The sequence below is a fragment of the Buchnera aphidicola (Chaetosiphella stipae setosa) genome (genome assembly GCF_964059095.1).
In the GTDB taxonomy this organism is placed as follows: Bacteria; Pseudomonadota; Gammaproteobacteria; order Enterobacterales; family Enterobacteriaceae; genus Buchnera_J; species Buchnera_J aphidicola_BP.
The window spans coordinates 160926-182477 of record NZ_OZ060394.1 but is presented as its reverse complement, the minus strand read 5'-3'; the positions used below and the strand labels follow the sequence as shown (position 1 = coordinate 182477).

The following is a 21552-nucleotide window of genomic DNA, read 5'->3' as shown; positions in this document are numbered from 1 at the left end:
TTTTTATTATATAAAATCTTAAAAAAATACATTTTTTTAAAAAATATTTATAAATAATAATATAATAAAATATCTATTATTTTAATAACATTTTTATTCAAATAATGAGTTTAAATAATAATGAAGTGGAAAAATAAAGAAATTATTGTTGGTATAGAAATAGGTACTACTAAAATTGTATCACTAGTAGGAGAAATTTTACAAAATAAAGAAATTAAAGTTCTTGGATTAGGAACTTATCCTTCTAAAGGAATAAATAAAGGAGATATTCATGATTTAGAATTATTAATCAAATGTATTAAAAAATCAATTTCTCAAGCTGAAAAAATGTCAAATTATCAAATAAAAAAAATTAATTTAGCGTTTTCGAACAAATATATTGATTATAGAAATGAAATTGGAATGGTATCAATTCAAAAAGACGAAGTAACAAAAAAAGATATAGAGAAAGTGATTAAAACAGCTAAATCTATAAAAATGTATGATAAATATCATATTTTACATATTCTTCCTCAAGAATATATAATTGATGAACATCAAGGAATAAAAAATCCATTAGGTTTGTCAGGAATTCGCATGCAAGCAAAAGTGCATCTAATTACCTCAGATTATAGCATAGAAAAAAATATCATTAAAGCAATAGAAAAATGTAATATAGAAATTAACAAAATAATTTTTTCAGGACTCGCTTCAAGTAAAGCTATACTAACAGAAGAAGAAAAACAATTAGGAGTATGCATGCTTGATATAGGAGGAGGAACAATAGATATTTTAATCTATATCAATGGATCTTTACAACATAGTCAAGTGATACCATACGCAGGAGATTCAATTACAAAAGATATTTCATATGCTTTCTCTTCATCTCTAACTGACGCTGAAAATATAAAAATAAAATATGGATGTGCATCAAGTTTTTTACAAGAAAATTTTCAAAATGTTCAAATTACAAGACCTAACAATAAATCAAAAATATTAAATCAAGAAAAATTAACAGAAGTAATTGAATCTAGATGTTTAGAATTATTAGAAATTATTAATCATCAAATTATTAATGTGCAAAAAAGACTAAAATTTCAAGGTCAAAAATATAATTTAAATAGTGGTATAGTACTGACAGGCGGTGTGGCAAAAACCAAATTCTTTACTGATTGCGCAAAAAAAATTTTTCAAATGCCTGTAAAAATAGGATATGCAAAAAATATTCAAGAAACTTCAGAAAAAATTAAAACACCAGAATACTCTACAGTAATTGGATTATTATATTTTAAAAATAATAAGAAAAAAAATAAAAACAATTTTTTTATCAATAAAAATAATTGGTTTTATAATTTCAATAATTGGTTTAATGCATAAGGCAAAATATCTAACTATTAAAAAATTATAAATAAAATACAAAGAAAAAAAAAGGAGAAACACTCATGTTTGAACCAGTAGAAGTAAGTAACGATGCAGTGATTAAAGTTATAGGAATAGGTGGTGGAGGAGGTAACGCAGTTGAATACATGGTAAAAGAAAAAATTGAAGGAGTAGAATTTTTTGCAATTAATACCGATGCACAAGCTTTAAGAAAAATTGAAGTAAATCAAATTATTCAAATTGGAACAAATATTACAAAAGGTTTAGGTGCAGGAGCTAATCCAGAAATTGGAAGAACATCTGCAGAAGAAGATAAAGAAATTTTAAAAACAGCATTAGAAGGAGCAGATATGATTTTTATTGCTGCAGGAATGGGAGGAGGAACCGGTACTGGAGCTGCTCCAGTCGTTGCAGAAGTAGCTAAATCTTTAGGTATACTAACAGTTGCAGTTGTAACTAAACCTTTTCACTTCGAAGGAAAAAAAAGAATGTTATGCGCTGATCAAGGAATTATTGATCTCTCCAAACATGTTGATTCATTAATTATTATTCCAAATGACAAATTATTAAAAGTATTGAATCGAGGAATTTCATTATTAGATGCTTTTAGTGCAGCAAATAATGTTCTAAAAGGAGCTGTGCAAGGAATTGCAGAACTAATTACTCGACCTGGACTCATGAATGTTGATTTTGCTGATGTACGTACTGTAATGTCAGAAATGGGTTATTCAATGATGGGAACTGGAATTTCTTCAGGAGAAAACAGATCAGAAGAAGCTGCAGAAATTGCTATATCTAGCCCTCTTTTAGAAGATGTCGATTTATCAGGTGCTCAAGGAGTTCTCGTAAATATTACAGCAGGAATGAATCTAAGATTAGACGAATTTGAAATAGTTGGAAATACTATTAGATCATTTTCTTCAGATAATGCAACCGTTGTAATAGGAACTTCACTTGATCCAGATATGAACGATGAATTAAGAGTAACAGTTGTAGCAACAGGAATTGGATTAGAAAAACAAATTGCATTAAAAAAAAAAAATAAAAATTCAGAACAAAAAAATCTAATAAAAAATTATAGAAATCATCGATTAAATCCTTTAAAATTTTCAAAAAAAAAAAAATATAATTCTGAAAGAAAAGAAAAAAAATTATTTTCTGAAGATAAATCTTATTTGGACATTCCAACATTTTTAAGAAAAAAATAAAATTTTTAATAAATTTTCTAAAATTTTTTTTTTTTAGAAAATATTTAAAATACATAAAAATTTATTAATGCAAATAAAAATATAATTTAATAAAAAGAATGAAAAAGGTTTATTTCATGAATGATAAAATATCTCAAATGAAAATAACTAAGTCTGCGATTATTCAAATAAAAAATTTATCATCTCAAAAAAAAAAAAATATTAGATTTAGAATATATATTACAGGAGGAGGATGTAACGGATTTCAATACGGATTTAAATTTGAAAAAAAAATCAATCAACAAGATATTATAATAAAAAAATCAAATATTGAAATAATTATTGATCCAATTAGTTTTCAATATCTTGTTGGAGGAGAAATTGATTATATTGAAAATTTAAATGGTTCTAAATTTATTATAAAAAATCCACATGCAAAAACTAAATGTAGTTGCGGAGAATCTTTTAGTATATAAAATTAATTATAAGAAAATTATCTGTATTTAAAAAATACAGAATATTATAAAAAAAAAGATAAACAATAAAAACATTGATGTTATGTTTTGAAATAACATAACATCACAAAAAAAAAGATAAACATTAGAAATATTAATAATAAAAACAAAATATATAAAATTATTGATCATTATTTTAAATTGATTAAATCAGTAATTGTTCTTTCAGCTATTTTAGATGTAGAATTAATAGATTCATATAATGTAGGATGAGCATGTATAGTTAAAGAAATATCAGAAATATCACAACCCATTTCTATTGCTAAAGTGATTTCTCCTAATAATTCTCCAGCGTTTCTACCAACAATAGATCCACCAATAATTTTTTTTGTATTTTTATTAAAAATTAATTTTGTCATTCCATTTACAGCATTAGAAACACGTGCTTTTCCAGAAGCAATCCATGGAAAAACTGCTTTCTCATATTCAATATTACTTTTAATCGCTTCTTTTTCACTGATCCCAACCCAAGCAACTTCAGGATCTGTATAACAAATATTAGGTATAATATTAGTATCAAAAAAATGATTTTTTCCAGATATTACTTCAGCTGCAATATGACCTTCATAAATTCCTTTATGCGCAAGCATTGGATTACCTGTAACATCACCAACGGCAAATATATTTTTAATATTTGTACAACATTGTTTATTAGTTTTAATAAAACCTCTATTGTCCAAATCTACATTCACATTATTTAAATTTAAATTTGTATTTGGAAATCTTCCTATAGAAACTAAAATCACATCATATTTATTTTTATACATTTTTCCATTTTTATTTATTTTAACAAAAATTTTTTTCTCTAAAAATTTTATTTTCTCTATTGAAGTACTTAAAAATAAATTAAATTTTTTATTAATTGAGTTAATAAAAAAAGAACTTACATCCAAATCAGAAGAAGGCAAAATCATACTTGAATTTTCTATAACATCAATTTCTGTACCTAAAGAACTATATACAATAGCCATTTCTAAACCGATGATACCTCCTCCAATAATCAACATTTTAGAGGGAATAAATGGAATTTTTAAAGCATCAGTAGAATACCATATTCTCTTATCTATTTTATTTCTTAAAGACGGAAGTTTAATGGGACTAGATCCAGAAGCAATAATTGTATTTTCATAATTTAATTCAATATTACAATCTTCTTTTTTAACAAGAATTTTATTTTTATGAATAAAAGATGCTGTTCCTTGAATAACTTGTACATTTCTTTTATTTGCTAAAATTTTTAATCCATTATTCATATCACTAATTATATTTTGTTTCCATCTTTTAATATTTTCTAAATTAAAAGATAATTTTTTATTAAAAATTTTTAATTCTGTAAACTCTTTATATTCTTCTAAAAATTTTGAAAAATGTAATAAAGCTTTAGAAGGTATACAACCATAGTTTAAGCATACTCCTCCTAACACAGATTCTTTTTCAATTAAAATAGTATCTATTCCTAAATCAGATGCTCTAAAAGCAGAAGAATATCCTGCAGGACCTCCACCAATAACTACTAAACTTGTATTAATAACTTGTGTATTCATTTTAAAATATCCAAAATTTATTTTTTTTTTAAAATTTAAAAAACTTTATAAATTAAAATAAAATTTTATAAAAATTCTCTAAATTTTTATTTAAATTTTTTATAAACAAAGCTCCATCTACTCCATCAATAACTCTATGATCATACGATAAAGATATAGGCAATAGCAAACGTGGAATAAACTTATCTTTTTTCCATATTGGTTCAATTTTTGCTCTAGAAACTCCTAAAATTGCTACTTCAGGAAAATTTATAATAGGAGTAAATTCCATTCCTCCAAATCCACCTAAATTAGAAATAGTAAAACTGCTATCTTTTGTATCATTAAATAATAGTTTTTTCTTTTGTGCTTTTTCTGATAATAAAATTAACTCCTGGGAAATTTCTAAAACATTTTTATTATCTACATTTTTTAATACAGGAACAATAATTCCTTTTTTAGTGTTTACAGCTATTCCTATATTAATATCCTTGTTAAGGATAATTCGATCTTTTTTAGAATGTAAAACACTATTAAATTTTTTATATTGAATTAAATTTATTGCAATAGATTTTATAATAAAAGGTAATAAAGTTAATTTTACATTTTTCTCAGTAAAATTTTTATTTATTTTTTTTCTAAAATTTTCTAAACATGTAATATCAATTTTATCAAATTGCGTAACATGCGGAATATTCTTCCAATTTCGAGTTAAATTTAAACCTGAAAATTGTTGTATTTTACTTAAAAAAACAACTTCATTATTTTTATTTAAAATATTTTTATTCTCTTGCTCATTTTCATAAAATATTTTTTCTTGCATGTTATTATCAAGTTTTTTCTTCCCTTGTAAAGAAAGAAAATAATTTTTTACATCTTCTTTTAAAATTCTATTTTTTCTTCCTGTACCTTGAACATGAGAAATAGAAATATTTAATTTACGGCATAATCTTTTAACTGAAGGTGAAGAATGTACATATTTTTTTTTCTTCTTATCTTCATTTCCACATATTTCAAGATTTTTCTGTTTATAATGATTTGAAGATGTTAAATTTTTATTTATAGAAACAACATTATCATGTTGTTTATTTTTATTTGATTCAAAAACTTGTAAAATTGCAATTGGAGAATTAACTTTAACTATATCGCCAACTTTAACTTCAATTTTTTTTATAATTCCATGATGTAAACAAGGAACTTCTATTGAAGCTTTTTGACCTTCTACAATAATTAAACCTTGATCTATATTAACTTCATCATTAATATTTACCAAAACCTCTATTACTTCAGCTTCTTCTATTCCAATATCAGGAACTTTAATAACAATATTCACTTTAATTTATACTCCTATACTAAACGCGGATTTATTTTATCAACATTTATATTAAATTTTTTAATAGCGTCTAAAACTAACTGAACATCTATTTTTCCGAATTTAGATAACTCTTTTAATGCCGCTATTACAATATAATATTCATCAATTTCAAAATATTGACGTAAATTTTTTCGACTATCTGAACGTCCATATCCGTCCGTTCCTAAAACTCTATAAGATACAGAAGGAACATATTTTCTTATTTGTTCAGCATATAATTTCATATAGTCTGTAACAGCAATAGCAGGATTATTATTCATAATTAAAGAAATATACGGTAATTTAGATTTTTTAGAAGGATTTAACATATTCCATCGATCACAATCTTGTCCATTCCTTGCTAACTCTGTAAAAGAAGTCACACTATAAATTTCTGAACTAATATTATAATTTTCAAATAAAATTTTTGCAGCTTTTCTCACAATATTTAATATCGCACCCGATCCCAACAATTGTATAGAAAAAGATTGATTACTAGAATATTTTTCTAATTGATAAATTCCTTTACAAATACCTTCTTTTGATTTGTCTGATAAACCTGGCATATCATAATTTTCATTTGTTACAGTAATATAGTAATAAATATTTTCTTGACTTGAACCATACATCCTTTCTAAACCATTCTGAATTATTACTGCTAATTCATAAGAATATGCTGGATCATAAGAGATACAATTAGGAATAGTCAAAGAATAAATATGACTATGACCATCTTCATGTTGTAAACCTTCTCCATTTAAAGTCGTACGACCAGACGTCGCTCCAATTAAAAATCCTCTTGCTTGTTGATCTCCTGCAGCCCAACATAAATCTCCAACTCTTTGAAAACCAAACATCGAGTAATAAATATAAAAAGGAATCATTGGAAAATCATTTGTACTATAAGAGGTAGCAGCAGCTAACCACGATGATAAAGCTCCTAATTCATTAATTCCTTCTTGTAAAATTTGACCGCTCTTGTCTTCTTTATAATAAGATAATATCTCTTTATCTTGAGGAATATACTTTTGTCCATATAAATTATAAATTCCTATTTTTCTAAATAAATCTTCCATTCCAAAAGTACGAGCTTCATCTGCTATAATAGGAACAATTCTTTTATTAATTTTATTATTATTTAACAAAATATATAAAATTCTTACAAAAGAAATAGTAGTAGATATTTGTTTTTTATTTTCTTGAAGCACAGAAGAAAAATCATTTAAACTAGGAATACATAATTTTTCTGAAAAAAAAATTTTCCTTTGAGGAATATATCCACCTAATCTTTTTCTTTGAGAATGCATATATTTATATTCAGATGAATTTTTAGAAAAAGAAATATACGGTAAAAATTTTAATTGTTTATCTTTAATAGGCAATTTAAAATTATCTTTAATATATTTTATATCTTCTAAACTAATTTCTTTAGTTTGATGCGCTATATTTTTTCCTTCAACATTCTTCCCCATTCCATAACCTTTAATAGTATGAAAAAATATTACTACAGGTTTATTTTTAATATCTTGCGCTTTTTTTAAAGCAGAATAAATTTTTTGAAAATCATGCCCACCTCTATTTAATTTCCAAATTTCCTCGTCTGTCATATTTTTTACAAGTTCTAACGTTTCTGGATAACGACCAAAAAAATTTTTTCGAATATAATTTCCATTTTTTGATCTAAAAGTTTGGTAATCTCCATCTAAGGTTTCATTCATTAATTGAACTAATTTTCCAGTAAAATCTTCTTTTAATAAATGATCCCATTTGTTACCCCAAATCACTTTAATAGTCTCCCATCCAGAACCACGAAAAATACATTCTAATTCATTAATAATTTTCCCGTTTCCGTTTACTGGACCGTCTAATCTTTGTAAATTACAATTAATAATGAAAATTAAATTATCTAATTTTTCACGAGACGCAATATTAATAGCACCCTTAGATTCCGGTTCATCCATTTCTCCATCCCCTAAAAAAGCATAGACTTTTTGACCATCAGTGTTTTTTAAATTTCTATTTTTTAGATATTTTAAAAATTTTGCTTGATAAATAGCACAAATAGGACCTAAACCCATCGAAACAGTAGGAAATTGCCAAAAATCAGGCATTAATTTAGGATGAGGATAAGAAGGTAATCCTTTTCCATGTACTTCCTGTCGAAAATTGTTAATTTGATTTTCTGATAATCTTCCTTCTAAAAAAGCTCTCGAATAAATTCCAGGAGAAATATGTCCTTGAAAATAAACTATATCACCTGAATTTAAATCATTTTGCGCATGAAAAAAATGATTAAAACACACTTCATAAATCATCGCAGAAGATTGAAAGGATGATAAATGACCACCTAAATTCAAATTTTTTTTAGATGCTCTCAAAACCATCATAATTGCATTCCAACATACAGAAAAACAAATTTTCTTTTCTAATTTTAAATTTCCTGGATATAAAAATTCTTTTTCAGAAGAAATCGTATTAATATAATCTGTAGAAAAGATTTTTTTATTTAAAATATTAATATTTTTATATTTTTTTAATATTCTATTAATTAAAAACTTTCCTCTTTTTAATCCATCTCTTTTTATAACTGATTGTATTGAATCTAACCACTCCTTTGTTTCAATAGGATCTATATCATTTTCCTTATAATTATTTATATGCATTTAAAATTCTCCTTTTTATGTATTTTAAAAAAATTTTTTTAATCTTTAAAAAGATAGAAGAAATTAAAAAATATATTTATATAAAAATTTTTTATTAAATAAATCTAAAATAGATATTAATTTAATTACATGAAAATATTAAAAAATCAATGACAAAAAATTTCTTTTAAAAACTTTATCTTTTTAAAAACTATATACGAAATATAATATCTCTATTATAACTTTTATTCTTTCTTTATAATTAAATATTTTTTATAAAAAATATTTTTTGAACACTTTAACTACATTATATACATTTACTCAAATAAAATTTTTTAAAAAATTATTATAAAAATATATATTTTATAAATAAATATTAAAATTTTTATTTTAATGTATATTTTTTAAAAAATATAAAAAACCTTTAACTGCTTTCAATGCAGAAAAATCAAAATATTTTACAAAAAAATAAATACAAAAACTTATATATTCTTTCTATATAAAATATAGAAATTATCTGTAATATTTTTTTATGTAAAAAATTCTCATTTTTTTAAATATTTATTCATCAAGGCAAAATTTGTAATTTGTTTGTGTATTTCCATATGGACTAAATTGAGAAAAGCAAATTTTACTTAATTTTGACACAATAGCATATTTTAATGACTCTAACATATTTGAAAAAATAATAAAAGATTCACGCTTGTATTCTGATTTAGGATCCTTTTGTGCATATCCTCTTAAATGGATTCCTTGTCTTAAATATTCCATTTCAGATAAATGTTCTTGCCAAAACAAATCTAATGTTCTTAACATGATAGACTTCTCTACATTTCTCATATAATTAAATCCAACAATCTTTTCTTTTAGAAAATAGTTATTTTTAAATTTTTTTAATATAATTTCCAAAATATCTACTTTTTTGCAAATTTTTTTATTATTTAAAACATCTTGAAAAGAAAGAAAAATAGAAAAATATTTCAACAAATGTTTTTCTAATTTCCTAAAATCAAATTTTTTTAAAGAAATTTTATCCATATTAATAAAACTTTTTACTATAGAAAAAAACACATCTCTAGAAATTTCTAAAATAGTACTGTGAATATTTCTTTTCTTTATTAATATATTTCTTTGTTTATATATTATTTTTCTTTGTTCGTTAATTACATTATCGTATTCTAACAAATGCTTTCGAATATCAAAATTTCTACTCTCTACTTTTTTTTGTGCATGCGAAATTGCTTTACTCACCCACTGGCTTTCAATAGATTCACCATATTTCATACCAAGATTTCTCATAACTTTGATTACTTTTTCTGAAGCAAAAATTCTCATTAAGTGATCTTCCATAGAAACATAAAACCTTGAAGATCCTATGTCTCCTTGGCGTCCAGATCTTCCTCTTAATTGATTATCTATTCTTCGGGATTCATGTCTTTCAGTACCAATTACATGTAATCCTCCTACAGATAAAACTAAATCATGATTTTCTTTCCATTTTTTTCTTTTTAAATCAAAAACACTATCTTTCTTATGAAGACTAGAATGAAAATCTTGATTTTCAAAATATCCTCCTAAAATAATATCAGTTCCTCTACCAGCCATATTTGTTGCAATAGTAACTGCACCTAATTGTCCAGCCTGAGAAATAATACTTGCCTCTTGTTTATGAAATTTCGCATTTAAAACATTATGTTTAATATTTAATTTAGATAAATATTTTGAAATAAATTCAGATTTTTCTATAGAGATTGTGCCAACTAAAACTGGTTGTTTTTTAGAATAACATCTTTCAATATCTTTAATAATAGCTTCTAATTTTTCTTTTTCAGTTAAATAAACTAAATCAGGAAAATCTTTCCTAACCATAGGACGATTTGTAGGTATTACTACAGTATCTAAATCATAAATTTCTTGAAATTCAAAAGATTCAGTATATGCAGTTCCAGTCATTCCTGATAATTTTTTATACAAACGAAAATAGTTCTGAAATGTAATAGATGCTAAAGTTTTATTTTCATTTTTTACTATAACATTTTCTTTTGCTTCTATTGCTTGATGTAATCCATCAGACCATCTTCTTCCAGGAGTAATACGACCAGTATGCTCATCTACTATAATGATTTCATTATTTTTAACTATATAATCAACATTTTTAGTAAATAATTTATGTGCTCGTAAAGAAGCAAGAATATGATGTAATAACTTTATATTCTGAGAGGAATATAAAGATTCATGTTTCTCTATAATTTTTTTTTTTACTAAAATTTTTTCTACTTTTATTAAACCACGTTCTGTTAAATGAACTTGTTTTAATTTTTCATCTAAAAAAAAATCTCCTTCACCAATAAAATCTTCTGTATCTTCTTTTTCTTGTTGAACCAAATGCACAATAATTTTATTAATCTTTACGTATAAATCCGAACAATCATCTTCCTCGCCTGATATAATCAAAGGTGTTCTAGACTCATCAATTAAGATAGAATCTACCTCGTCAATTAAAGCATAATTTAAATTTCTTTGCACTTGATCTTCAGGACGGAAAACCATATTGTCTCTCAAATAATCGAAGCCAAATTCATTATTCGTTCCATATGTTATATCTGCATCATAAGCTTTTTTCTTTTCATCAAAAGAAGAACTTGATAAATTTAACCCCACACTTAAACCTAAAAACTCAAATAATTCTTTATTTGTATCTGAATCGCGTTTAGCTAAATAATCATTCATAGTAATAATATGAACACCATTTCCTGAAAGAGCATTTAAATATACAGGAAGTGTTGATGTTAAAGTTTTTCCTTCACCAGTCTTCATCTCTGCAATACATCTATTATGTAAAACAACTCCACCTAATATTTGAACATCAAAATGACGCATATTAAATACTCTTTTACTTGCTTCTCTCACAGTCGCATATGCTTCTATTAATAAATTATCTAAAGTATCTTTTTTCTTTAAACGATTAATGAAAACTTTTGTATTTTCTTTTAATTCATTATCAGTAAAATTTTTATATACACTTTCTAATTTATTAATTTCTTGTACAATTTTATCTAATCTATTTAATATTTTATCATTACGAGTTCCAAAAATACTTCTGAAGAAACTAAAAAACATTTTTTTTTCTCTTATATAAAAATTTTAAATTATATATTAAAATTTTTTAATTTTATTTTTCAATATATATAAAAATAAATAATAAAAAGTTTTAATAAATTTGTTTGATTTTTAAATTTTAAAATAAATCATTTTAATTATCCTTAATTATAATTATACAAATTTTGCAACAATAAAATTACAAAAATTTATTATAAATTAAAATCCACTGCTGAAAAAAAAAGAAAAGAACATAAAAAAAAATTATAAAAAAAAAAAATTATTATTCTTTATATTAAATTTTTTAGAATATTTTACAGATAATAAATATAACCCCTTGGATTGTACTGTCGGTCCGGACAAACTTCGATTTCTCAATTTTAAAAGATCTGATAACCAGGATTTTTTTTTTTTAAATCGACCAATTTCAATTAAACAACCGACAATATTTCTCACCATATGATATAAAAAAGAATTTGCAGTAATATCAATAATTATAAAAAATTTTTTATATTTATATACTTTAATATTTTTGATTTCTCTCCAAGGAGTAAAAGACTGACAACCAGAAGCTCGAAATGAAGAAAAATCATGTTCTCCAATTAATGATTGACTAGATATATTCATTCTATTTACATCCAAATTACAAAAAACATGATTCACATTATTTCTTAAAATAGAAGATCTAATATCACTATTGTATATAATATAACGATAACTTCTTGAAATAGCAGAATAACGTGCATGAAATTTATGAGAAACATACTTTGCCCAAATAATAGAAATATCTTTTGGTAAAAAACTATTAATACCAAAAATCCATGAATGAATTTCTCTGAAAACTTTAGTTTCAAAATGTATCACTTGATTAATAGCATGGACACCAGAATCTGTTCGACCTGCGCAAAAAATTGTAATATCCTCATTAGCTATTTTTGATATAGAATATTCTAACTTACTTTTAATAGAATATTTTTTAATATGACTCTCCCATCCATAATATTTACTTCCATCATATTCCACTCCACAAACTAATTTCATAATTTTAAACCTTTTTTCAAAAAAAAAAATAATTATTATAAATAACTTTAAGATATAAATTTTTAAATATTTTTTGTTTAATTATTTTTTTTAAAAAAATCGTATGAAAGAATAAAAAATTTTAAAAATATTTAATTCCATATTATAAATTTCTAATATATATTAGAAAATTAGTAAAATTTTTATTATATTAACTCTATTCAATTTTTTAAAAAAAATAAAATTATAGGAAAAAAATGAAAAAAAAAAATTCTAATAAATCTTCTTTAAGTATTTTATCATTAGCAGGCGTTTGTTCTTATCAAAAAAAAAAAAATGAAAAATATATGAACTCTAATCAAATTCAACATTTTAAAAAAATCCTTGAAACATGGAAAAAACAATTAAAAAAAAAAAATAAATATCAAATATCTAAAAAATCTTCTAATTTTCCAGATCCAGTTGATAGAGCAGTGCAAGAAGAAGAATTTAATTTAGAGTTATTAAATCAAGATAGAGAAAATAAATTAATAAAAAAAATTGAGTATACATTAAAAAAAATCAAAGAAAAAGAATTTGGATATTGCTCTTCTTGCGGAGTAAAAATAGGAATTAAAAGATTAGAAGCTAGACCTACCGCACATTTATGCATTGATTGTAAAACATTAGAAGAAATTAGAGAAAAACAAATGCTCGGATAAAAAAAAAGATAGTGAAAAAGAAAAATTCTATTTCACTATCTTAAAAAAATTAAATTATACTCATGTATGAGATTAATTATAATATTAAAAATATTCAATATGCTTTTAATAAAAACACTTTAAAATAAATAAACAACATGATCATAATTCATAAAAGAAATCATAATATTTCTCGTAAAAAAATTAGTAAAAACGCGCTAAAAATTTTATTCCGATTAAATAAATCAGGATATCAAGCTTATCTTGTAGGAGGAAGCGTCAGAGATTTAATAATAGGAAATGAACCAAAAGATTTTGATTTAGCAACTAATGCTACTCCTTTTGAAATACAAAAATTATTTAAAAACTGTAGATTAATTGGACGAAGATTTCAAATTGCGCATATTATTTTTAAAAAAGAAATAATCGAAGTATCTACTTTTAGAGGAAATACAAAAAATAAACAAATAAAAAAAAAAATATTTAAAAAAAAAGAAAAATTAGGAATATTATTAAGAGACAATGTTTTCGGAGAAATAGAAGAAGATGCAGAAAGAAGAGACTTAACGATAAATACTTTATATTTAAATATATTTGATTTAAGTATTAGAGATTATGTCGGAGGAATTCAAGACATTAAAAAAAAAATTATTCGATTAATTGGAGATCCTGAAACTCGATATAGAGAAGATCCTGTAAGAATGCTTCGAGTCATACGTTTCTCAGTACAATTAAACATGAGAATAGAAAGAAAAACAGCTATAGCAATTCCCAAATTAGCAAAATTAATATCTCATGTTCCTGCAGCAAGATTATATAGTGAATTAAATAAACTCTTACAAACAGGATGTGGATATAAAGCATACAAAAAGCTAAAAAAATTTTCTTTATTAAAAAGAATTTTTCATTTTCCATTTTTACATTATAATAAAAGAATAAATTTATTAATTAATACTTTAACAATTCATGTATTAAAAAAAAACGATAAAAAAATTAAAAGAAAAAAAAAAATTAATCCCGCTTTTTTATGGTCTGCAATATTATGGTATCCATACGTTTTTCATATAGAAAAAATACAAAATGATAAAAAAATTAATTACAAAGATGCTGCATATATTTCTTTAAAAATTATTTTAAAAAAAGCCTCTTATATTTTATCCATTCCTAAACAAATAATTTTCGCAATCAAAGAAATTTGGAACATAATAAATATAATTAAATTTAATAAAAAAAAAATTTTCTTGAAAAATAAAAAAAATAAAAAATTTCATGAAATATATAAATTATATATTTTAAAAAAAAATATTGAAAAAAAAATAATTTTTTCAGAAATATAATAAAGTAATATTTTTATTTTTAAGAATAGTTATTAAATTTTATTTTATAAAAATTTTAAATAAAAAATATCAAATTTAAAATTAATTTTTTTATTTAAAATTTCTATAAAAAAATTAATTTATTCTTTAATAAAAAATTTTATTAAAAAAATAAAAAAATTATTTCTTTTAAAATTCTTTATAAAAAAATTTTTTAATACTATTTAACTAAAATAAAATATTTTATATTTATACAATTAAAAAAATAAATAATATGGAAAATAAAAAAACATATAAACATTTATTTTTAATGTTTTATTAAATAACAAAATATATAAAATTTTTTAATTTTTTATTTAAACTTTTTCAAAAAATATCACAAAAAAATATTTTTAAAAAAAATTTTTTAAAGATTTTTTCTGTTCTCTTAATAAAAATAAATTATCATGAAAAAATTTCTTCCTAATCTAAAACTTCTTTATAAAATAAAGAATTCATCATTTTCATTGAGATATCAAAAATAAATAAAAAAAAGATTAATAAAATTACAAAATAAAAATTATTCAAAAAATTTTTTTATAATTATTTCATTATTTCTTATAATTTAAATAATCAATTTTGAAATTTTACAAATTAAATTTAAAAAATAAAAAAATTTCTATACTGGATTACATAATTATTTTTTTTATTTAAAGAATATACAAAATTTTTTTAAAGAAAAATCATAATATATAAAAAAATTTTTTTATATGCTAAAACAAAAAATCATTTTTTATATATAATTTATAAAATATGAAAAAAAATTAAAAAAAATGAAAAAAATATTATTTATAAACATTTAATAAAAAAATTAATCTGTTAAATTATAAATAAGAAATAAAAATTTCAACAATTAAAAATAAAAAAAATTATTCATTTATTAAAAACAAATTAAACAATTTTATTGAAAAGCTAGGAGATTTAAAAATGATTCAAGTATTAAAATTTGGGGGAACCTCTTTAGCTAATTCACAAAATATACTTTTAGTCTCAAAAATAATTATAAAAAAATTTAAAAAAAATAAAATTGCAGTTGTTTTATCAGCTCCAGCTCAAATAACAAATCTTTTAGAAAAAGCAATTAGATTAGCAGTTAAAAAAAAAAATTATAAAAAAGAAATTTCTAAAATAGAAAAAAAATTCTATCAAATAATAAAAGAGCTCTCTGTAAAAAATGAAAAATTTTCTTCAAAAGAACTAATCAATAAACTTGATACAGAAATAAAATTTCTCAGAAAAACATTAAAAAGTATATATTTTTTAAAACAATGCCCTGATAATGTTTTTGCAAAAATAATTTCCAAAGGAGAAATATTATCGACTAAAATAATGGAAAATATATTAATTTCTAAAAATTATAAAACGTTTATTATTAATCCAATAAAAAATCTTATTGCTCATGGAAATATTTTAGATTCTTCTGTTGATATTCAAAACTCAAAAAAAAAGATAAAAAAATTAAATTTTCATAAAAAATCAATTATTTTAATGCCTGGATTCATCGGAGGAAATAATAAAAAAAACTTAGTTTTATTAGGAAGAAATGGATCAGATTATTCTGCAGCCATTTTATCTGCATGTCTACAAGCAAAATCTTGTGAAATTTGGACAGATGTTAATGGAATTTTAACCTGTGATCCTAAAATAGTATCTAATGCAAAAATAATTTCAAATATTACATATAACAAAGTCTTAAAACTATCAAATTTAGGAGCAAAAGTTTTACATCCAAAAACAATTTTACCATTAAAAAAATTTAATATTCCATGTTATGTGAAAAATACATTTAATAAAAATTTTATCGGAACAAAAATTGAAAAAAAACTACAAGGAAAAAAAATCCAAGATTATCCTAGTATTACATATATCAAAAATATGTATCAATTTTTAATAACATGCACAAACAAAGAAAATAATATAATACAAAAAAAAATCTTAGAAAACTTTACAAATCATAAAATTTCAATTTTTTCTATTGTTAATACAATCGAGAAAAAATATATAAATTTTTATATACAGAAAAAATATTTTAAAAAAACTCTATATATAATAAAAAATAAAATATTTCAAACAGAAGATTTTCAGAAAAAAATCAAAATAAAAAAAAAACTATCTATGATATCTATTGTTCAAGAAAAAATTTCTGAAAAAAATAAATTATTAAAAATGATCAAAAAAATATATAAAAACACTCAAATTGATATTTTACAATCAATTACTTATCAATCAAAGGATATAATTTCATTTATTATTAATTCTAAAAACAGAAACAAAGGAATAAAATTAATACATAAAATTATTTTTAATCCATCTAAAATAATAGAAATTTTTTTATTAGGTATAGGAGGAATTGGACAAACTTTATTAAAACAAATTTCTCAAGAAAAAAGCAGACTCAAAAAAAAAAATATATCTATAAAAATTTTTTTAATAGCAAATTCAAAAAAAATACTTTTTAATAAAAATGTAATTAATATCAAACTATGGAAAAAAAAATTTCTAAATAATACAAAAAAATATATTACAGAAAAAAAAATTATTGAAAAAATAAATAAAATAATTAAAAAAAATAATTATATTAATCCGTCTATTATTGACTGTACTTCTAGTAAAAAAATTTCAAATCAATATATTAATTATATCAAAAAAGGATATCATGTAATTACTTCAAATAAAAAATTTAACACAGGAGATTTAATTAATTATAAAAAAATTAGAAAAATAGCACATAAAAAAAATAGAAAATTTTTATATGAAACAAACGTTGGTGGAGGATTGCCTGTTATCCAAACAATAAAAAATTTTATGAAAACAGGAGATAAAATACTACATTTTAAAGGAATTCTTTCAGGATCATTATCTTTTATTTTTGGAAAACTAGAAGAAGGAATGTCATTTTCACAAGCAATTAAAAAAGCTCAAAAAAATGGATTTACAGAACCTGATCCAAGAGAAGATCTATCAGGATTAGACGTAGCAAGAAAGTTGCTAATTATTGCTCGTGAAATAGGACATAATATAGAACTTAAAGATATCAAAATACAAAAAATCCTACCAGAAAAAATCAATAAAAAAAATAATATCCAAGAATTTTTAGAAGAAATAAAAAAATTTAATAAATATTTTTTTGAACAAATTAATTCCGCAAAAAAAAACAATCAAAAAATAAAATTTATAGGAACAATTAAGAAAAATGGAATCTGTGAAGTAAAAATTGCAAAAATAAACAAAAAAGATCCATTATATAATGTAAAAGATGGAGAAAACGCATTATCTTTTTACAGTAAATATTATCAACCTATACCATTAGTAATAAGAGGATATGGAGCAGGAAAAGAAGTTACAGCATCGGGCGTTTTTTCTGATTTATTAAATACTATTTTGTAATATATGGAATATATAAAATGATAAAAATATATGCACCAGCATCTATTGGAAATGTAGGAGTTGGATTTGATATCCTAGGTGCTGCAATTACTCCAATAAATAATACACTTTTAGGAGATATTATTACTATAAAATCATCTCATAAATTTCAATTAACTAATACTGGACAATTCTCTCAAGAAATACCACAATCTCAAAAAGAAAATATTGTATGGAAAGCATGCTCTTTATTTTTTAAAAAAATTCATAAAAAAAAAAATAAAATACATATAATTCTTCAAAAAAATTTACCTATAAGTTCTGGTCTTGGATCTAGTGCATCTTCTATCGTATCTACATTAGTTGCTTTAAATACTCTTTTTAATAAACCTTTAAATAGAAATAAATTATTAAAAATTATGGGATCATTAGAAGGAAAAATATCGGGTGAAAAACATTACGATAATGTAGCGCCATCTTATCTTGGTGGAATGCAATTAATTTTAAATACAAAAAAAAATATTTCTAAAAAAATTCCATATTTTAAAGAATGGTTCTGGATTATCGCGTGGCCAGGAACAAAATTATCTACAGAAAAATCTAGATCTATTTTACCAAATTTATACAAAAGAAAAACATGTATTCAATATGGGAAAAATATTTCAAAATTTTTATATTCTTCTTATACTAAAAGGTCAGATTTAGCAATATCTTCTATAAAAGATGTTATAGCAGAACCTTTTAGAAAAAAATTAATTCATGGATTTATTCAACATAAAAAAAACTTAAAAAAAATAGGCTCTTTAGCTCATGGAATTTCTGGTTCAGGACCTACTCTTTTTTCAATTACTACAAATAAACAAAATGCTAAAAAAATCCAAAACTATTTTCTAGAAAATTATATACAAACAAAAGAAGGATTTTCTCATATTTGTAAAATAGATTCTTTTGGTGCAAGAGAAATAGGATAAAAAAAATAATGAATTTATATAATCTTAAAGATATTAAAGAAAAAGTGAATTTCACTCAAGCAATAAAATTAGGTTTAGGAAAAAAACAAGGTTTATTTTTTCCAGAAATTATCCCAAAGATTTCTAAAAAAAAAATAAAAAAATTAATTAATAAAAATTTTATTACAAGAAGTCAAAAAATTTTATCAATGTTTATTGGTTCTGAAATAAAAAAAAAAACGATTAATTCAAGTATTCAATCATCATTCTCTTTTCCTGGTCCAAAAATTTCTTATATTAAAAAAAACATTGCATGTTGTGAATTATTTCATGGACCTACTTTAGCTTTTAAAGATTACGGTGCAAGATTTATGGCACAAATATTATCTTTATTAAATACAGAAAAAAAATCTATTACTATTCTTACAGCAACTTCAGGAGATACAGGAGCAGCTGTAGCGCACGCATTTTATAAAATGAAAAATATTCGAGTTGTTGTACTTTATCCAAAAGGGAAAATTAGCACAATACAAAGAAAATTATTTTGTACTTTAGGAAAAAACATTACCACCATTTCCGTTGATGGAAATTTTGATGAATGTCAAAAATTAGTAAAAAAAGCATTTAATGACTCAGATATTAGAGAATATACACAACTTAATTCTGCTAATTCAATTAATATTAGTCGTTTACTTGCTCAAATTTGTTATTTTTTTGAAATATTTCATTTAGTTCCTAAAGACCTTCATAATAAAATAGTTATTTCTGTACCATGCGGAAATTTTGGAAATTTAACCGCTGGATTAATAGCAAAATCCATGGGTTTACCAGTAAAAAAATTTATATTATCTACAAATTCAAATAATACTGTTCCAAGATATTTAAAAACAGGAATATGGAATCCATATAAAACAATTTCAACTATTTCAAATGCAATGGACATTAGTAGACCAAATAACTGGCCAAGAGTACAAGAAATACTAAAAAAAAATAAATGGAAAATTAATAAACATTTAGAATATGGTTCTGTATCAGAAAAATCAACAAAAAAACATCTTAAAGAACTATTTCAAAAATTTAATTATATCTCTGAACCGCACGCTTCTATTGCATATACATTACTAAAAAAATCATTAGAAAAAAAAAATTTATATGGAATCTTTTTAGGAACTGCACATCCGATTAAATTTCAAGAAACAGTTGAAAAAATTTTACAAATAAAATTAAAAATACCAAATTCAGCATCAAATTATATTAATTTAAAAGAACTGTCTTATAGTATTAAACCTAGTTTTCATTTGTTAAAAAAAATATTAATAAAAAAATAAAAAATAAAATAGAGAGGGAAAAATCCTCTCTATAGAGGAAAATAAAATTTTTTTTATACATTAAACAAAAAATGTATAATATCTCCATCTTTAACTATATAATCTTTTCCTTCTAATCTTATTTTTCCAAATTTTTTTGCATTACTTTCAGATTTATATTTTATAAAATCTAAATAACTAATAACTTTAGCGCGAATAAATCCCTTACTAAAATCACTATGTATTATTTTTGCTACTTCAACAGCAGAAGAATTTTTTAAAAATGGCCAAGCTCGAACTTCTTTAACACCAACAGTAAAAAAAGTTTTTAAATTTAAATTATGATAAATAGAAGAAATTATTTCAGAAATATTAGTATCTTGATTTCTTTTTATCAAATCACTTGTACTATAAGATGTCGGAAAAATAATCTTTATACAATCATTCTTTAAAAAATTTTTCACTCGCTCTAATAACAGTTTATCATTGATCTTTGAATCAGAATTAATTAAAAATAATGTAGGTTTTAATGTGAGAAATTTGAAACTTTTTAGGAAAGATAATTCTATTTCAGAAAATTTTACATCTTTTAAAAAAGAAAATTTCTCTAAATGTAATAAACACTTTTTCAATAATTCTCTTTCTTGTAACAAAATATTTTTATCTAAATATTTGTTACGTTTATTTAGCAAAAGACTTTTTTCACATATTTCTATATCTGAAAAAATTAATTCTGTATTAATTATTTTAATATCATTAATAGGATCAATTTTTTTTTGAATATGTATAATATTTTCATCTTGAAAAACTCTAACAACATGAATTAAAGAATCTACGCCTCTAATGTTATCTAAAAACTTATTTCCTAATCCTTCTCCTTTATGAGCTCCTGGTACTAATCCTGCAATATCAACTATTTTAATAAATGTTTTAGTAACTTTTTTTGGACAAATAATTTTTTTTAATTCTAATAATCTTTTATCAAAAATAGGAGAAAACCCTATATTTGGATTAATTGTACAAAAAGGAAAATTTAAAGAAGGAACTGATAAATTTGTTAAAATATTAAAAATAGTAGATTTACCTACATTAGGTAAACCAATAATTCCACATTTTACACCCATATTTTTCCCTAAAAAATGAAACAATCTTCAAAAAAAATTAAAAAGAAAAAATTTTATAAATTATTAAATTT

General features: G+C 22.3%; 13 protein-coding genes and 1 pseudogene. 8 read left to right on the top strand and 6 right to left on the bottom strand.

What is annotated here, in order from left to right; all coding sequences use genetic code 11:
- Positions 1–120: 120 nt before the first annotated feature.
- The 3 genes from ftsA (at position 121) to erpA (ending at position 3022) form a co-directional block, all read left to right on the top strand.
- Positions 121–1356, top strand: a complete 1236-nt coding sequence (gene ftsA, locus AB4W52_RS00780; protein ID WP_367675455.1) for a cell division protein FtsA — start codon at positions 121–123, stop codon at positions 1354–1356.
- 65 nt (positions 1357–1421) lie between these two features.
- Positions 1422–2567, top strand: coding sequence for a cell division protein FtsZ (ftsZ, locus tag AB4W52_RS00775; protein ID WP_367675454.1), 1146 nt, complete (start codon positions 1422–1424; stop codon positions 2565–2567).
- A 116-nt stretch (positions 2568–2683) separates the two neighbouring features.
- On the top strand, positions 2684–3022 hold the full coding sequence (gene erpA, locus AB4W52_RS00770) for an iron-sulfur cluster insertion protein ErpA (RefSeq protein WP_367675453.1): 339 nt from the start codon (positions 2684–2686) through the stop codon (positions 3020–3022).
- A 170-nt stretch (positions 3023–3192) separates the two neighbouring features.
- Here erpA and lpdA read toward each other — a convergent pair whose 3' ends face one another.
- From lpdA to truA, 5 genes and pseudogenes are all read right to left on the bottom strand, one after another.
- Complete coding sequence (lpdA, locus tag AB4W52_RS00765) at positions 3193–4605, bottom strand: dihydrolipoyl dehydrogenase (RefSeq protein ID WP_367675452.1); 1413 nt, start codon at positions 4603–4605, stop codon at positions 3193–3195.
- 52 nt (positions 4606–4657) lie between these two features.
- On the bottom strand, positions 4658–5917 hold the full coding sequence (locus AB4W52_RS00760; RefSeq protein ID WP_367675451.1) for a 2-oxo acid dehydrogenase subunit E2: 1260 nt from the start codon (positions 5915–5917) through the stop codon (positions 4658–4660).
- A 14-nt stretch (positions 5918–5931) separates the two neighbouring features.
- The gene (aceE, locus tag AB4W52_RS00755) at positions 5932–8601 is read right to left on the bottom strand and encodes a pyruvate dehydrogenase (acetyl-transferring), homodimeric type (RefSeq protein WP_367675450.1); all 2670 of its coding nucleotides are present in this window, start codon (positions 8599–8601) and stop codon (positions 5932–5934) included.
- 606 nt (positions 8602–9207) lie between these two features.
- Positions 9208–11700, bottom strand: a pseudogene (gene secA / locus AB4W52_RS00750) (preprotein translocase subunit SecA); the annotation flags it as partial.
- 243 nt (positions 11701–11943) lie between these two features.
- Positions 11944–12720, bottom strand: coding sequence for a tRNA pseudouridine(38-40) synthase TruA (gene truA / locus AB4W52_RS00745; RefSeq protein ID WP_367675449.1), 777 nt, complete (start codon positions 12718–12720; stop codon positions 11944–11946).
- A 236-nt stretch (positions 12721–12956) separates the two neighbouring features.
- On the opposite strand from truA, the gene dksA reads away from it, so the two are divergent.
- From dksA to thrC, 5 genes are all read left to right on the top strand, one after another.
- Positions 12957–13400 carry an RNA polymerase-binding protein DksA gene (gene dksA, locus AB4W52_RS00740; RefSeq protein ID WP_367675448.1) on the top strand — a complete coding sequence of 148 codons (444 nt, stop codon included), beginning with the start codon at positions 12957–12959 and terminating at the stop codon, positions 13398–13400.
- Positions 13401–13537: 137 nt separating this feature from the next.
- Complete coding sequence (pcnB, locus tag AB4W52_RS00735) at positions 13538–14716, top strand: polynucleotide adenylyltransferase PcnB (RefSeq protein WP_367675447.1); 1179 nt, start codon at positions 13538–13540, stop codon at positions 14714–14716.
- A gap of 945 nt (positions 14717–15661) precedes the next feature.
- A complete protein-coding gene (thrA, locus tag AB4W52_RS00730) occupies positions 15662–18121 on the top strand; it encodes a bifunctional aspartate kinase/homoserine dehydrogenase I (protein ID WP_367675446.1) in 2460 nt (819 codons plus the stop codon).
- Between the two features lie 17 nt (positions 18122–18138).
- A complete protein-coding gene (gene thrB / locus AB4W52_RS00725; RefSeq protein WP_367675445.1) occupies positions 18139–19071 on the top strand; it encodes a homoserine kinase in 933 nt (310 codons plus the stop codon).
- Positions 19072–19079: 8 nt separating this feature from the next.
- Positions 19080–20378 carry a threonine synthase gene (gene thrC, locus AB4W52_RS00720; protein WP_367675444.1) on the top strand — a complete coding sequence of 433 codons (1299 nt, stop codon included), beginning with the start codon at positions 19080–19082 and terminating at the stop codon, positions 20376–20378.
- Between the two features lie 53 nt (positions 20379–20431).
- On the opposite strand, the gene ychF is transcribed toward thrC, so the two are convergent.
- Positions 20432–21481, bottom strand: a complete 1050-nt coding sequence (gene ychF, locus AB4W52_RS00715) for a redox-regulated ATPase YchF (protein ID WP_367675443.1) — start codon at positions 21479–21481, stop codon at positions 20432–20434.
- Positions 21482–21552 lie beyond the last annotated feature (71 nt).

Coding starts and splice junctions, on each gene's coding strand:
- ftsA (WP_367675455.1), top strand. CDS start 121: ATGAAGTGGAAAAATAAAGAAATTATTGTTGGTATAGAAATAGGTACT.
- ftsZ (WP_367675454.1), top strand. CDS start 1,422: ATGTTTGAACCAGTAGAAGTAAGTAACGATGCAGTGATTAAAGTTATA.
- erpA (WP_367675453.1), top strand. CDS start 2,684: ATGAATGATAAAATATCTCAAATGAAAATAACTAAGTCTGCGATTATT.
- lpdA (WP_367675452.1), bottom strand. CDS start 4,605: ATGAATACACAAGTTATTAATACAAGTTTAGTAGTTATTGGTGGAGGT.
- aceE (WP_367675450.1), bottom strand. CDS start 8,601: ATGCATATAAATAATTATAAGGAAAATGATATAGATCCTATTGAAACA.
- truA (WP_367675449.1), bottom strand. CDS start 12,720: ATGAAATTAGTTTGTGGAGTGGAATATGATGGAAGTAAATATTATGGA.
- dksA (WP_367675448.1), top strand. CDS start 12,957: ATGAAAAAAAAAAATTCTAATAAATCTTCTTTAAGTATTTTATCATTA.
- pcnB (WP_367675447.1), top strand. CDS start 13,538: ATGATCATAATTCATAAAAGAAATCATAATATTTCTCGTAAAAAAATT.
- thrA (WP_367675446.1), top strand. CDS start 15,662: ATGATTCAAGTATTAAAATTTGGGGGAACCTCTTTAGCTAATTCACAA.
- thrB (WP_367675445.1), top strand. CDS start 18,139: ATGATAAAAATATATGCACCAGCATCTATTGGAAATGTAGGAGTTGGA.
- thrC (WP_367675444.1), top strand. CDS start 19,080: ATGAATTTATATAATCTTAAAGATATTAAAGAAAAAGTGAATTTCACT.
- ychF (WP_367675443.1), bottom strand. CDS start 21,481: ATGGGTGTAAAATGTGGAATTATTGGTTTACCTAATGTAGGTAAATCT.